The organism is Streptomyces luteolifulvus (assembly GCF_008806595.1).
In the GTDB taxonomy this organism is placed as follows: Bacteria; Actinomycetota; Actinomycetes; order Streptomycetales; family Streptomycetaceae; genus Streptomyces; species Streptomyces luteolifulvus.
In genome coordinates, this window is record NZ_VZRB01000028.1 from 36,786 (window position 1) to 51,679 (window position 14,894).

Annotated in this window: 11 protein-coding genes and 1 pseudogene; 1 reads left to right on the forward strand and 11 read right to left on the reverse strand. The window is 70.8% G+C overall.

The window, feature by feature from the left end; genetic code table 11:
- Positions 1–69: 69 nt before the first annotated feature.
- From F7R91_RS31055 to F7R91_RS31080, 6 genes are all read right to left on the reverse strand, one after another.
- On the reverse strand, positions 70–351 hold the full coding sequence (locus tag F7R91_RS31055; RefSeq protein ID WP_007498188.1) for an HU family DNA-binding protein: 282 nt from the start codon (positions 349–351) through the stop codon (positions 70–72).
- 362 nt (positions 352–713) lie between these two features.
- Positions 714–2,129, reverse strand: a complete 1,416-nt coding sequence (locus tag F7R91_RS31060) for an NAD-dependent malic enzyme (RefSeq protein WP_150954399.1) — start codon at positions 2,127–2,129, stop codon at positions 714–716.
- A gap of 371 nt (positions 2,130–2,500) precedes the next feature.
- On the reverse strand, positions 2,501–4,840 hold the full coding sequence (locus F7R91_RS31065; protein WP_150954402.1) for a HelD family protein: 2,340 nt from the start codon (positions 4,838–4,840) through the stop codon (positions 2,501–2,503).
- 128 nt (positions 4,841–4,968) lie between these two features.
- Entirely contained in the window at positions 4,969–5,742 is a 774-nt protein-coding gene (locus F7R91_RS31070) for an anti-sigma factor family protein (protein WP_272918573.1), read from the reverse strand.
- A gap of 47 nt (positions 5,743–5,789) precedes the next feature.
- The gene (locus F7R91_RS31075) at positions 5,790–6,311 is read right to left on the reverse strand and encodes a sigma-70 family RNA polymerase sigma factor (protein WP_010039908.1); all 522 of its coding nucleotides are present in this window, start codon (positions 6,309–6,311) and stop codon (positions 5,790–5,792) included.
- 340 nt (positions 6,312–6,651) lie between these two features.
- Positions 6,652–7,245, reverse strand: coding sequence for a CGNR zinc finger domain-containing protein (locus F7R91_RS31080; RefSeq protein WP_150954408.1), 594 nt, complete (start codon positions 7,243–7,245; stop codon positions 6,652–6,654).
- Between the two features lie 198 nt (positions 7,246–7,443).
- On the opposite strand from F7R91_RS31080, the gene F7R91_RS31085 reads away from it, so the two are divergent.
- Entirely contained in the window at positions 7,444–7,992 is a 549-nt protein-coding gene (locus F7R91_RS31085; RefSeq protein WP_150954411.1) for an anthrone oxygenase family protein, read from the forward strand.
- A gap of 55 nt (positions 7,993–8,047) precedes the next feature.
- Here F7R91_RS31085 and F7R91_RS31090 read toward each other — a convergent pair whose 3' ends face one another.
- The 5 genes and pseudogenes from F7R91_RS31090 to F7R91_RS31110 all read right to left on the reverse strand — a co-directional run bounded on the left by F7R91_RS31090 (position 8,048) and on the right by F7R91_RS31110 (position 14,850).
- A complete protein-coding gene (locus tag F7R91_RS31090; RefSeq protein ID WP_150954414.1) occupies positions 8,048–9,199 on the reverse strand; it encodes a uroporphyrinogen-III synthase in 1,152 nt (383 codons plus the stop codon).
- Positions 9,200–9,319: 120 nt separating this feature from the next.
- Positions 9,320–10,702, reverse strand: a complete 1,383-nt coding sequence (locus tag F7R91_RS31095) for a nitrate/nitrite transporter (protein ID WP_150954417.1) — start codon at positions 10,700–10,702, stop codon at positions 9,320–9,322.
- A gap of 122 nt (positions 10,703–10,824) precedes the next feature.
- A pseudogene (locus F7R91_RS31100) lies at positions 10,825–11,999 on the reverse strand (acyltransferase family protein).
- The gene (locus F7R91_RS31105) at positions 11,996–14,188 is read right to left on the reverse strand and encodes a bifunctional polysaccharide deacetylase/glycosyltransferase family 2 protein (RefSeq protein WP_150954420.1); all 2,193 of its coding nucleotides are present in this window, start codon (positions 14,186–14,188) and stop codon (positions 11,996–11,998) included. Before F7R91_RS31105 ends, F7R91_RS31100 begins: the two are co-directional and overlap by 4 nt.
- Positions 14,188–14,850 (reverse strand): hypothetical protein, encoded by a 663-nt coding sequence (locus F7R91_RS31110; RefSeq protein ID WP_150954423.1) that lies wholly within the window; start codon positions 14,848–14,850, stop codon positions 14,188–14,190. The genes F7R91_RS31105 and F7R91_RS31110 overlap by 1 nt, the downstream gene beginning before the upstream one ends.
- Positions 14,851–14,894 lie beyond the last annotated feature (44 nt).

The following is a 14,894-nucleotide window of genomic DNA, read 5'->3' on the forward strand; positions in this document are numbered from 1 at the left end:
AGTCCGGGGGCCGCCCCATCAGCGTTGATTACGCGCCGTACACCGTCCCGTGGTGTACAGACGGCAAGGTCACTTGCCCTTGGCCGCTTCCTTGAGCTTCGAGCCCGCGGAGACCTTGACGCTGTAGCCGGCCGGGATCTGGATCGGGTCGCCGGTCTGCGGGTTGCGCGCGGTGCGAGCGGCACGGTGGGTGCGCTCGAAGGTCAGGAAGCCGGGGATGGTGACCTTCTCGTCGCCCTTGGCGACGACCTCGCCGACGGTCTCGGCGAACGCGGCCAGAACGGCGTCGGCGTCCTTGCGGGTCACCTCGGCGCGGTCGGCCAGCGCGGCCACCAGCTCACTGCGGTTCATGTTGTTACTCCCGTGTTCTTCTTACCGTTGAGGCGTGCCACGCGGCGGAGCCGCATGTCGGGCACAGCGAAGCCGATGCTGCCAGGGTCCTCGGACGGGCCCCGGACCCGGGTCCGTCGCCAGACCCTCGCGCCCAGAGACGCATCCTGCCCCTAGCTGCGGCGGGAAAGCCAATCCGGCACCCGTTGGAGTCGTGAGAACACCCTTGGGAGTCACACGGAAAGAGGCCCGAGCCTGGCCGACACAATAAACGCCTGCCAAGAGACCCGGGTTCCACGACGCGCCGGGCGCACACCTGTGGAGGCGTGGCGATCCTCACAGCTCCGCACCGCCCTCGCCGCCGCAAAAGGCCCGGCCAGGGCCTACGAGGCGGCCGACGCCGACTTCGCCGCCTCCCGCACCGCCCCGGCGACCGCTCCCGCGACCTTGTCGTTGAAGACGCTCGGAATGATGTAGTTCGGGTTCAGCTCGTCCTCGGTCACCACGTCCGCGAGGGCGGTCGCGGCGGCCAGCATCATCTCGGTGTTGACGGTACGGGACTGCGCGTCGAGGAGGCCGCGGAAGACGCCCGGGAACACCAGCACGTTGTTGATCTGGTTCGGGAAGTCGGAGCGTCCGGTGGCGACAACCGCCGCCGTCTGCCGGGCGATTGCCGGGTCGACCTCGGGATCCGGGTTCGCGAGCGCGAACACGATCGCGGCGTCGGCCATGGCGGCCACGTCACCGCCGTCGAGGACGTTCGGGGCGGAGACGCCGATGAAGACGTCGGCGCCGCGCACCGCCTCCTTCAAGGTGCCGGTGAGGCTCTCGGGGTTGGTGTTGTCGGCGATCCAGCGCAGCGGGGAGTCCGCGGCGGCGTCGACGAGGTCCTCGCGGCCGGCGTGCACGACACCGTGGATGTCGGCGACGACGGCGTTCTTGACGCCCGCCGCGATCAGGAGCTTGAGGATGGCCGTACCGGCCGCGCCGGCGCCGGACATCACGACGCGAATGTTCTCGATCGCCTTGCCGGCGACGCGAAGTGCGTTGGTGAGCGCGGCGAGGACGACGATCGCGGTGCCGTGCTGGTCGTCGTGGAAGACGGGGATGTCGAGGGCCTCGCGCAGCCGCGCCTCGATCTCGAAGCAGCGGGGCGCGGAGATGTCCTCCAGGTTGATGCCGGCGAAGCCGGGAGCGATCGCCTTCACGATCTCGACGATCTGGTCGGTGTCCTGGGTGTCCAGGCACAGCGGCCAGGCGTCGATGCCGGCGAACCGCTTGAAGAGGGCCGCCTTGCCCTCCATGACCGGCAGCGCGGCCTTGGGGCCGATGTTGCCGAGGCCCAGCACGGCCGAGCCGTCCGTCACGACCGCAACGGAGTTGCGCTTGATGGTGAGGCGGCGGGCGTCCTCGGGGTTCTCGGCGATCGCCATGCAGACGCGGGCCACACCGGGCGTGTAGATCATGGAGAGGTCGTCACGGTTGCGGATGGGGTGCTTCGACTGCATCTCGATCTTGCCGCCGAGGTGCATGAGGAACGTACGGTCCGAGACTTTGCCGAGGGTGACGCCCTCGATGCCGCGCAGCTTCTCGACGATCTCGTCGGCGTGCCCGGTGGAGGTGGCCGCGATGGTGACGTCGATCCGGAGCTTCTCGTGCCCGGAGGCGGTCACGTCGAGGCCGGTGACCGAGCCTCCGGAGGACTCCACGGCGGTGGTGAGCTGTGAGACGGCGGTTCCGCTCGCGGGCACCTCCAGCCGGACCGTCATCGAGTAGGAGACGCTGGGCGCCGTTGCCATGGCCGACTTCCTCTGCTTTCACCGGGTACTGCGCCGCGCTGTGCCCTGCGGGCACCGGTACTGCGTGCACCGCGGTCACTGCGCGTACCGCTTGGGGCGCGGGTTTGCCGTCCGATCGTCGCACCTACCGCCGAGTACGGGAAAGTCGCCTCGAATTGCGATCGTTTTGTTCATAACGGAAGAGGCCCGCGTCACATCGTGACGCGGGCCTCGCCCATGTTCAGTGACACCGGCCCGCCATGCTCGCCTCGCGGCAAGTGGTCGCTCGTAGCGACAAAGGTTGGGCCCGGGGGCTTGGATCGAGCCGGTGCCACACCCAGGCTAACAAACGGATCCCGTAGGGCCATTCCTCTCCCGGGAGTTCATCTCGATCAGTCCCGGAGCAGGTCCGGGACCCCGTTCGCGTCCGGTTCGTCCCGTTCGGCGGAGACGACGGTGAGCTGCTGGGTGGCCCGGGTGAGCGCCACGTACAGCACACGCAGTCCCGCGGGCGACTCGTCCGCGATCTCCGCCGGGGAGACGACGACCGTGGCGTCGTACTCCAGGCCCTTGGCCTCCAGGCTGCCGAGCGCCACGACCCGGTCGCCGAGCCCGGTGAGCCAGCGTCCGGCCTCGTCCCGGCGGTTCATGGCGACGACGACGCCGACGGTGCCGTCGACGAGGCCGAGGAGCCGGTCGGCCTCCGCGCGGACGGTCTGCGCCAGCGAGCCCCGTACGGCGGTGCCGTGTCCGTTCGCCGTCACGAAACGGGGCTGCACTCCGGTGGAGCGGACCGCCGTCGGGGACGGCGAGCCCGGCATGGCCAGTGCCAGCACCTTCGCCGCCAGCTCGGCGATCTCGGCGGGGTTGCGGTAGTTCACCGTCAGCTCGAAGCGGCGGCGCGGACGCGTGCCCAGGGCCTCGTCGCGGGCCTGGGCGGCCTCGTCCGGGTCGGACCAGGAGGACTGGGCCGGGTCGCCGACGACCGTCCAGGTGGCGTGCCGGCCCCGGCGGCCGACCATGCGCCACTGCATGGGGGTGAGGTCCTGGGCCTCGTCGACGATGACATGGGCGTACTCGACGCGCTCCTGCGCCAGCCGCTCGGCCCGCTCGCGCTGCGACTCCTCGCGCACGGGCATCAGCTCCTCCAGGCCGGTGAGCTGGTCGAGCGGGTCCAGCTCGCGCCGCTTCTTCGGGCGGGCCGGGGTGCCGAGGACCGCCTGGAGCTCGTCGAGCATCGCAACGTCGTGCACGGAGTAGCCCTGGCGTCGGAGCGAGCGGGCCGTCCTGCGGACCTCACCGGGGTTGAGGATGCGCCGGGCCCAGCGCCCGAGGCGCCGCTCGTCGGCCATCGCCCCGAGGACGGTTCTCGGGGTGAGCTCCGGCCACCAGGCGTCCAGGAACTCGATGAAGCTGTCCTCCGAGCTGACGTCCTCGTCGAAGGAGGAGCGCAGTTCCGCGGCGAGCTCCGGGTCTGTGTGCCGGCCGGCCGCTCCGGACTGCGCCCACAGGGCGTCCAGGAGCAGCTTGCGGGCGCGGGGGCGGAGCAGGTTGACGGGCGCGGTGCCGCCGAGGGCGGCATGGCGGATGCGGTCGAGTTCCCCGGACTCCAGCTCCAGGCGCCGGCCGAAGGCGACGACCCTGAGCCGGGCAGGCGAATCGTTCAGTTCGAGGGCTCCGCGCGCGGCCTTGCGCAGCACCTTGAGCATGCGGTACGAGCCCTTGGCGCGGGCCACGGACGGGGAGTCGTACAGCGTGGCCTCGGCACCGCCCGCGTCGCCGGCGAGTGAGCCGATCGCGCGGATCGCGACCTGGCCCTCCTCACCGAGGGAGGGGAGCACGCCCTCGGTGTACGCCACCAGCAGCGGGGTCGGCGAGACGATCAGGATGCCGCCCGCGTACCGGCGCCGGTCCTGGTAGAGGAGGTAGGCCGCCCGGTGCAGTGCCACGGCGGTCTTCCCGGTGCCCGGGCCGCCTTCCACATAGGTCACGGAGGCGGCGGGGGCGCGGATCACCAGGTCCTGCTCGGCCTGGATGGAGGCGACGATGTCCCGCATGGTGTGGCTGCGGGCCTGGCCGAGGGCGGCCATCAGGGCGCCGTCGCCGATGACGGGCAGCCGGCTGCCGTCGAGGTAGGCGGTCAGCTCGGGCCGCATCAGGTCGTCCTCGACGCCGAGGACGCGGCGGCCCTTGGAGCGGATGACGCGACGGCGCACGACCCGGCCCGGGTCGACGGGGGTCGAGCGGTAGAAGGGAGCGGCGGCCGGGGCCCGCCAGTCGATCACCAGCGGAGCGTAGTCCTGGTCGAGGACACCGATGCGGCCGATGTGCAGGGTCTCGGCGATGTCGGCGGTGTTGTCGGCCCGCACGGCCCCTTCGGCGGGTTCCACGGCGGTGTAGGCGCCGTCGGGTCCCTTCTTGCCGTCCTTGCCGAGCAGCAGGTCGATCCGGCCGAAGAGGAAGTCCTCGAACTCGTTGTTCAGACGGTTGAGGTGGACACCGGCCCGGAAGACCTGCGCGTCCCGTTCGGCGAGCGCGCCGGGCGTGCCGACCTGGCCGCGCTTGGCCGCGTCGTTCATGAGGAACTCGGCCTCGTGGATCTTCTCCTCGAGACGCTGGTACACCCGGTCCAGGTGTTCCTGTTCGACGCTGATCTCTCGGTCGCGCACCGAATCCTGTGCGGTGTCCTGAACCGAGCCGAGCGCGGTTTCCTGTTGAGCCTGAGCGGCCACCGGGCCCCCTTCTGACGTGCTGGGCAGCCGTCAACCGTACGCGAAGGGGACCCCTTGAGGCTACGGACCTGCCCGGGCGTATCCGACCGGGCAGGCTGGGGTCGTGGGTGTCGCGGGCCTGTCCGGCCCTATGCGTCGATCTCGACGAGCTTCTTGCCCTCGAAGGTCATGACCTCGTATTTGTCGATCTCGTTCGGGTTGAAGGCCGCTCCGCCGCCGATGTACAGCGGGTTCTTGGCCTCCTCCGTCTTGGCGTTCGGCAGGCCGTAGCCCCAGTTCGGGACGGACCAGGAGGAGACGGTCTCCCGCTCGCCGTTCTTGCCCACGGCGATCAGGGAGCACTTGGCCGGGCCCTTGACGTTCTTGAGCTGGAGGACCGCCTGGGTGCCCCAGTCCTTCTTCGCCGTGGCGACCGTGCCGGTGACGGCGGTCGTCGGGTCGGTGGCCGTGACCTTGTCGGGCAGGCTCTCGAAGAGGGTCTTGGCGGGGCTCGCGACCGCCACCTGGTTGCCGGTGTCCGAGCCGCCGCCCGTCGCCGCGAGGACGGTGAGCGGACCGCCGATGATCAGTGCGGCCGCGGCCGCCACCAGGTAGAAGCTGCGCCGGCGCTTGAGGGCACGGCGTTCGGAGACCTCGTCGACCAGCTTCTCCGCCAGCCGTGGGCTGGGCTTGGCGGACAGCGACTCGCCGATCGAGGGCGTACCGGAGCCCGGCAGGTCCGCGAGGGCGGCCAGCATCGGCTCCATTCCGGCGAGCTCGTCGAGCTGCTGGGCGCACCATTCGCAGGTCGCGAGATGGGCCTCAAAAGCGGTTGCCTCGGCGTCGTCGAGGATGCCGAGAGCGTAGGCGCCGACGGTTTCGTGCTCGTTCGGCACCGGAGATCCCATCATGGAGCCAGACATACCCGAACCACCTGTGCCGAATCCCTGGTTTCCCCCGTAAACACTCATCACGCCGTCACCCCCCGCTCCTCCAGTGCCAGCTTCATCGAACGCAGGGCGTAGAACACCCTTGAACGCACCGTGCCGCTGGGGATACCGAGCGTCTCGGCCGCCTCATTGACGGTACGCCCCTTGAAGTACGTCTCGACGAGCACCTCCCGGTGGGCCGGGGTCAGGTCGTCGAGCGCATCGGACAACGTCATCAGCCACAGCGCCTTGTCGATCTCGTCCTCCGCGGGGATGACCTCCAGCGGCGACGGATCGACCTCCTGCGGCCGGGCCTGCCGGCTGCGGTGGCCGTCGATGACGATGCGCCGGGCGACCGTCACCAGCCAGGGGCGTACCGATCCGGTCGCCCGATTGAGCTGACCGGCGTTCTTCCAGGCACGGATGAGTGTTTCCTGGACCACGTCCTCGGCTCTCTGCCGGTCACCCGCGACCAGGCGAAGGACGTACGCAAGGAGAGGTCCGGCGTGCTCCCTGTAGAGGGCACGCATCAGCTCCTCATCTGGTTCCGAGGGCTGGGACATGCGATGTCGGGCCCTCGATCCACGTTCATTGGCCACGACAGAATCCTTGCGCACGCCCACCTCCGATGTCCCGGGGTTCCCCCAGTCGGTCGCTCGCCCACGGGTACGGACGGGTCCGGTGGTGTGTTCAAAGTGACACGACACTTTTCTGCGGGGTGACGTGACGAGCCCGGACATGGGGGCACATTCCCACTGCGCGATCTTTACATTTCCCCCACACTTTCAAAATCGCGTGAAGTGTCCCTGTGAGGCTGAAGGTAAACGAGATGTAACCGAAATCACGTCGACGACTGATTCACAGAAGCCGCATACAGGACGCCCGGGCCGGCGCCCGCGTCCCTCAGGCACGGGCGAGAGCCGCTCGACGACGGTGCCGGGCCACCCTTTCGCGGTTCCCGCAGACCTCACTGGAACACCAGCGTCTCCTGCGTCCCCTGGACGTATCGACGTATACGAGCGAGCAGTTGTCGCCCTCGCACTGGCGCAGTCCGGCCCGGGCGACCGGGTCCGTGAGCAGTTCGACGACGTCCCGGGCGAGCGTGCCGAGCAGGGCCGCGCACGCGGGCGGCCCGTCCAACACGCGTACCAGTACGCCGTCTTCGCCGCGGACCGCGCGCGGGGCGGGCGGCGCGACCCGGGCGAACTCGTTGACGCGGGCCAGCGCGAGGTCGTACGGGCGGCTCTCGGGGGCGAGTCCCCCGGGCACCAACCGGCCGACGAGGCCGCGCAGTTCGCAGAAGCCCGTGAGCCAGGCGGCGTCGGTGTGCGCGAGCGGGGTGCCCGCCGGGACGAGCCCCGCCGCGATGATCCAGGCACGCAGGACCTCGACGGAGCCGAGCCGTTCCTCCGGGTGGGCGGTCGCGAGGAGATCCAGGCAGATCCGCCCGGAGTCGAACCGGAGCTCGTGCGAGGCCGTGGCCGTACCCAGTGCCATGTGCCTGTCACCGCCTAGGGGTCACCCTTGTCATGAGGGGTCGGCGCGATGCCGGTGGGGGCTGGTGAAGCGTTCCCTCCCACAGTGCCTGCCCGCTCGCCCGCCCCGGAACCCCTCGGAACACGCGCGGACGACGGCGTATGCGTCCGCGCGTCAGGAGCATGTCCCGCCCGGACGCGCGCCGGTTGACTGGCCCGCATGACGCAGAACAGCACGGGGCGGCGGACGGCCGCCGGAGGAGTACTGGGTGCGGCCACGGTCGCGATGGGCCTGATCGCCGGGGTCTTCTACATCTTCGCCTGCGCCGTGATGCCGGCGGTGGCGCGCAGCGACGACCGGGTCTACGTCGAAGTCGTCCAGAACGTCAACGACGTGATCCAGAACCCGGTGTTCATGCTGAGCCTGGGCGCACTGCTGCTGACGGCGGTGTCGGCATGGCAACTGCGCACGACGAGCGGACCGCGGGGGTGGGTCTGGGCGGCGCTGGCCGCATACGCGCTGGCCTTCCTCGTCACGGTCGCCGCGAACATCCCCCTCAACAACGCCCTCGCCCGCGCGGCCGACCCGGTCACCGCACGCGAGAGCTTCGAGGACCAGTGGGTGGCGTGGAACGTCGTCCGGACTCTGCTGTCGACGGCGGCGCTCGCGTGCTTGGCCCGCGCGCTGATCCTGTACGGGGGCCTGCAGCGCCGGGCAGGCACACTCAGCCGTCCGGCGTTCGAGGACGAGGCCGTTTCAGGCCGATGAAGGGGTCCGGGGGCTGCAGCCCCCGGCGACGCCCGCACCAGCGCCGGGTGCAGACTCACACGTCGGCATACTTCGCATCGGCCGCCGGATCCAACGCCAACCGGTACCCCCGCTTGACGACGGTCTGGATCAGCTTCGGCGCCCCAAGTGCAGTGCGCAGCCGGGCCATCGCCGTCTCCACCGCATGCTCGTCCCGCCCCGCCCCCGGCAACGCCCGCAACAGATCGGCCCGGGCCACCACCCACCCCGGCCGCCGGGACAGCGCCCGCAGCAGCGACATGCCCGCCGGCGGCACCGGCCGCAGCGCCCCGTCCACCAGCACCGCATGGCCACGGATCTCCACCCGGTGCCCGGCGATCGGCAACGCCCGCGCCCGGCCGGGCAGTTCCCGGCACAGCAGTTGTACGAGGGGACCGAGCCGGAAGCGCTCGGGCGAGACCGTTTCGACGCCCCGGGACTGGAGCGGCACCGCGGTGACCGGCCCGACGCAGGCCGGCACCACGTCATGGCTGAGGGCTGCGAGCAGGTCGGGCAGCAGACCGCGGTCCTCGGCGCGCGACAGCAGCGAGGCGGCGGCGGGCGCACTGGTGAAGGTGAGCGCGTCCAGCCCGCGCGAGACCGTCGCGTCCAGCAGCCGGTCCATCGGCCCGACGTCCTCCGGCGGCAGCCACCGGTAGACGGGCACGCCAAGTACCTCCGCTCCCCCGGCCCGCAGTGCCTCCACGAATCCGGGCAGCGGCTCTCCGTGCAGTTGCAGGGCGACACGTCGGCCGTCGACGCCCTCCTCCAGGAGCCGGTCGAGCACCTCGGCCATGGACTCGGAGGACGGCGACCAGTCCTCCGTGAGGCCGGCCGCGCGTATCGCACCCTTGACCTTGGGGCCGCGGGCGAGCAGCTCGACCCCGCGCAGCCGGGCGAGCAGTTCCTCGCCGAGTCCCCAGCCGTCGGCGGCCTCGATCCAGCCCCGGAAGCCGATCGCGGTCGTGGCGACCACGACGTCCGGCGTCCGGTCGATGACCTTCTTGGTCGCGGCGAGCAGCTCGCTGTCGTCCGCGAGCGGCACGATGCGCAGGGCGGGGGCGTGCAGCACGGCGGCACCACGGCGCTGGAGCAGCGCCCCGAGCTCGTCGGCCCGGCGCGCCGCGGTCACCCCCACGGTGAAGCCTGCCAGGGGGGCCTGGTCGGGTTGCTGCTGTTCGTCGTACATGGCTCTCGTCCCGCACTCGAGTCGTGTGCACTAGAAGTGAAGTTCTCGGACCCTCATGCCGAACGAGCCTGTCAACGGCTCGTGACAGGCTCGGTTCGGCTTGATGTCGTCAGTGTTACGTCACACTTCCGCGTAGCTGAGCTGCGGCTTTGCCTCTGTGGCGGATGTCTCCTGCACCTTGGCGGCCGGACGGCGAAGGTATACGGCCCAGGTGACCACGAAGCAGATGCCGTAGAAGGCGAGGAAGGTCACGAAGGCGCCGGTGCCGGAACCGTAGGACAGGTAGGACTGCCGGAAGGCGAGGTTGATACCGACGCCGCCGAGCGCGCCCACCGCGCCGATCAGGCCCATGGAGGCGCCGGAGAGCCGGCGCCCGTAGGCGGCCGCTTCCTCGCCCCGGAGCCCCTTGGCGAGGGCCTTGGCCTGGAAGATGCCGGGGATCATCTTGTACGTCGACCCGTTGCCGAGGCCGGTGAGGACGAACAGGGCGACGAACACGCTGACGAACAGCGGCAGCGACTTCTGCATGCTCGCGTAGACGAGGGCGGCGGTCGCGGCGCCCATGCCGACGTAGTTGTAGAGGGTGATCCTCGCGCCGCCGTACTTGTCGGCGAGCCAGCCGCCCACCGGGCGGATCAGGGAACCGAGCAGCGGGCCGATGAAGGTGAGATACGCGGCCTGCAGCGGCGTACGGCCGAACTGGACCTGGAGCACCTGACCGAAGGCGAAGGCGTAGCCGATGAAGGAGCCGAAGGTGCCGATGTAGAGGAAGGACATGATCCAGGTGTGCGCGTCCTTCGCGGCGTCCTTGGCGGCGCCGGTGTCGTTCTTCACGGACGCGAGGTTGTCCATCTTGAGTGCGGCGAGGACGGCGGCGATCACGATGAACGGGATGTAGATACCGAGCAGCACGCGCGGGCCGGCGCTGGCGCCGATGACCGCGAGCGCGACCAGCTGGATGACCGGCACGCCGATGTTGCCGCCGCCCGCGTTGAGGCCGAGGGCCCACCCCTTCTTACGCAGCGGGAAGAAGGCGTTGATGTTCGTCATCGAGGAGGCGAAGTTGCCGCCGCCGAGGCCGGCCAGCAGGCCCACCAGGAGGAACGTGTTGAAGGACGTCCCCGGTTCCATCACGGCGAACGCGGCGACGGTCGGGACGAGCAGAAGGGCGGCCGAGATGATCGTCCAGTTCCGGCCGCCGAAGATCGCGACGGCGAAGGTGTAGGGGATGCGCACGACAGCGCCGACCAGCGTCACGATCGACGTGAGCAGGAACTTGTCGGCCGGGGTGAGCCCGTACTCCGGGCCCATGAAGAGCACCAGCACGGACCACATGGTCCAGATCGAGAACCCGATGTGCTCGGACAGTACGGAGAAGATCAGGTTCCGGCGGGCAACCTTCTCGCCGGTCTCGTTCCAGAAGGTCTCGTCCTCCGGATCCCACTGCTGGATCCAGCGGCCACCCCTGTTCGGGGGTGCGGGGGCTGTACTCGGGGCTGTCATGACGCCTCCACGGGCTCCGGGGCTCGGTGATCCCTGTCGGTACTGAGCGGTGATGAGTCCCGAAGGTAGGGAGGGCGCGTTTCCTGCCTGTGGCTGTGGGTGACCGGAAAGGAACTTTGCTCTCACCTCCCGCGCGAACGGGAGGTGAGGTCCGGCCACAGGCGCGGCTTCCGCCCGGCCGCCATGTCCTCCGCCCAGCCGAAGCAGACGATGCAGCCGGCCACGAGGATCCAGGTGAGGCCGAGGACCGGCCAGGAGCTCTCCAGCAGCCAGGGGACGTGCAGCTCCAGTGCCTCGAAACCCCACAGCCGATCCCACATCGACGCGGCGACGACGATGCACACGGTGTGCCAGAGATAGATCGTCACGGCACGGGAGTTGAGCAGGCTGATCAGCCCGCCCCAGCGGCGCAGCCTGCGGGGCCACTCGGACCACGAGGGGCTGAGGTGCAGAAGCAGCAGCACCGTCGCGAGGGACCACAGGGCCTGTCCGAAGGGGATGTCGTCGAGGTCGTGGCCGGCCCTGAAGCCGTGCGTCATTGCGTACGAAAGGCCCAGGAGGGCGACGGCCGGGGTCACCGAGGGGACGGCGTAGCGGGGGATGCGCCTTCCTGGTGGGCCATGCCGAGGATCCAGCAGGCGCCGAAGGTGGCGAAGTCGAGGACGGCCGAGTCGAGCCGCGGGCTGATGACGGTGACAGGGCCGAACTCCAGGAACGCGCAGAGGCCGACCGGCGCCAGGATCGTCGCCCACGGCAGCGCGCGCAGGGCCTTCAGCAGCAACGGGGAGAGCAGGACGAACCACAGATAGGCGCGGATGTACCAGAGCGGCACCGCGAGTTCGAAGGCCCAGTCGCCGCCGAGGACGCCCTGGATCCCCGGGAGGTCCGCTGCGCCGGGCGGCTCGCTCAGCGGCAGGATCCAGTACATGAGGTGGAGCCACCACCAGCCGGGGTGACCTTCGGAGTCCGGGCCCCAGCCCTGAACCACCATGCCCGTCACGCCGACCGCGCCGAGCAGCCACAGCGGCGGCAGCAGCCGGCGCAGGCGAGCGCGTACGGCCTTCAGGGGCGGGCGTTCCCCGAGCGAACGGGCCATGAGGTGGCCGGCGAGCGCGAACATCACGCCCAGGGACGGGAAGACGACGGGCAGCCAGGCCCAGCCCGTCAGGTGGTAGAGGACGACCCGGAACAGGGCGATGGCGCGCAGCAGATCGAAGTAGCGGTCGCGGACGGGTGCCGGCCGGGTCTGCTCCTCGGCCGGCTGTGCCGGGGCCGGTGTGATCGGCGGGGTGCTCATCGGACCGGCCCTTCTTCCCTGACCTCACCGCGCTGGGCGGGTACTCCCGGCGGAGCGGAGACCTGACCCTTGCGCCGCAGCTTCTGCCAGCGCAGACGGCCGCCGGTGAGGGCGGTGATCCAGGACTGGAGCAGGACGACGTACATGAGCTGGCGGTAGAGGATCTGTTGCAGCGGCAGCGAGACCAGCGGGGCCGGAGACTCGCGGTCGAGGTAGAAGGAGTAGCCCGCGCAGGCCGCCTGGACGGCCAGGACTCCGAACCAGGCCGCCACCGTTTTGCCCGTGGGGCCGAAGACCAGGCCGTAGAGCAGAAACACGTCGATGAGCGGGGCCAGCAGCGGGGCCACCACCATGAACAGGGACACCAGCGGCAGGCCCACCCGGCCGAAGCGGCCGGAGGGGCCGCGATCGACGAGGGCGCGGCGGTGTTTCCAGATCGCCTGCATGGTGCCGTACGACCAGCGGTAGCGCTGGGACCACAGCTGCTGGACCGACTCGGGGGCCTCGGTCCAGGCGCGGGCCTTCTCGGCGTAGACGACGCGCCAGCCGTCGCGGTGGATCGCCATGGTGATGTCGGTGTCCTCGGCGAGGGTGTCGTCGCTCATGCCGCCGACCCGTTCGAGGGCGGTGCGCCGGAAGGCGCCGACCGCGCCGGGGATCGTCGGCATGCAGCGCAGCACGTCGTACATACGGCGGTCGAGGTTGAAGCCCATCACGTACTCGATGTGCTGCCAGGCGCCGATGAGGGTGTCGCGGTTGCCGACCTTCGCGTTGCCGGCGACGGCGCCCACGCGCGGGTCGGCGAAGGGCTGCACCAGTTCGCGGACGGTGGACGGTTCGAAGACGGTGTCGCCGTCCATCATCACGACGATGTCGTACCGGGTGCCCGCCAGACCGCGGTTGAGGGCGGCCGGTTTGCCCGCGTTGTGCTGGCGGATCACCCGTACGCCGGGCAGGTCCATGGCCTCCACGATCCGCGCGGTGCCGTCGGCGGAGCCGTCGTCGACGACGATCACCTCGATCGGGTGCTCGCTCGCGGTCAGTGAACGGACCGTGTTCCGGATGCACTTGGCCTCGTTGTACGCCGGGACCAGCACCGACACCGGTTCGGTGACCGGCGGGCCCCAGCGGAAGCCGGGCCGGCGGACCCTGCGCGCATGAAGGCCGGACAGTACGAGCATCAGGCCGAAGCGGGCGATGACCAGGACTCCGATGATCGCGAGGCAGGCCACCAGCACGCCGGTGATCCCGTCCGCGGCCCGCACCAGGTGGATCCACACGCGGGCCTTCCACAGCCCGGCACCGGTGACCGGGGTGTGGGCGCTGGGGGCACCGAGGGCCTCGGTGAGGTTGGCGAACTGGTAGCCCCGGGCCTTCATCCGCGGCAGGAACCGGTCGAGTGCCTGCACGGTCTGATGGCGGTCGCCGCCGGAGTCGTGCATCAGGACGATCGCCGCTCGGCCGTCCTTCGGGGTGGCGTTGCGGATGATCCGCTCCACGCCGGGCCTGCGCCAGTCCTCGCTGTCGTGGTCGGTGAGGACGGTGATGTAGCCGCGACTGCCGATGTACCGGGTCACCGGCCAGGACCGGTTGTCCATGCCGTGGGCGTCGGAGGAGTACGGCGGGCGGAACAGCGACGTGCGGATGCCGGCCGCGCCGGTGATCGCGAGCTGGCTCTGGGACAGCTCCCAGTCGATGCGCCTCTTCGACTGGTAGGTGAGGTCGGGGTGGTTGAAGGTGTGCAGCCCGACCTCGTGGCCCTCGGCGACCATGCGCCGGACCAGGTCCGGGTGGCGGGAGGCCATGGTGCCGGTGACGAAGAAGACGGCGCGCGCGTGGTGCTTGTCGAGCACGTCCAGGACCTTGGGGGTCCAGGTCGGGTCGGGGCCGTCGTCGAAGGTGAGGACGAGGCGGTGGTCGCGCACCTTGAGACCGGCGGTGCGGCCGCCGCGGGTGTCGATGACCGGGCCGCCGCCGCGGATCGTCCGGGGCACCTCGTCGGAGGCGGTCGCGGGCCGGATGCGATGGTCGGCGAGGATCTCGCTGTGGGTGTAGCCGCGCAGCATCAGCATCGCCATGAGCACGGCGAGGACAAGTGCGGGCAGCAGCAGGCGCATGGGCAGACGGCGGCGCCGGGAACGGTCGGCGGTTCCGGTCGCGCGCCCGCCGCGGCGGGTGCGGGGTGTCATCAGAGAACGGGCTCCGGGGAGGGGGAGGCGGGCGCTGCGGACGTGCCCCTGTCCCCGGCGGGGCTCACGGCGATGGGCAGGGGATCAGCCCCGCCGTTGGCCACCGGGCCGGGGCCGAGGTCGACACTGCCGCCGGACGGCGAGGGGTCGGGCGAGGCGCTGCCGCCGTCCGCCGAAGCACTGGGGTCGGGCGAGGGCGAGCCCTGCGTCGGCGTCGGCTCGGGGCTCCGGTCGGCCGGGCCGGTTCCCGGACCCGGGATGGTCCTGGCGCTGGTCGGCGAAGGGCTGGCGGACGTGCTGGGCCGGTCGGGGCCGGTCGAGGAGCGGGGTCGGGCGCTGCCGGTGTCCGGCCTCGGGGTCGTAGCGCCGGCGGCCGTCGGGGCGGTGCCGGGAGTGGCGCCCGCGGACGGATGTTCCCTGGCCGGGGGCCGCGGGGAGGTGTCGACACCGTCGGCCGGCCGGTCGGCGTTCTGCCCCGGTACGGGCAGCCAGGGCGCGTGGGAGTTGCCGGACAGCAGGGTGGCGACGATGACGACGGCGTAGACGGCGCAGGCGAAGCCGACGGCTATGCCGATCCGGCGGAATGTACGGCTGCGGCGGCCCGACTCGTCGACGAACACCGGCCCTTCGGAGCCGTCCGTCCCACGCCTCGTCTGCTCCAAGCCTCGGTCCTCCCACCGCGCGCCGAGGTCGTCGAGTGGGACCG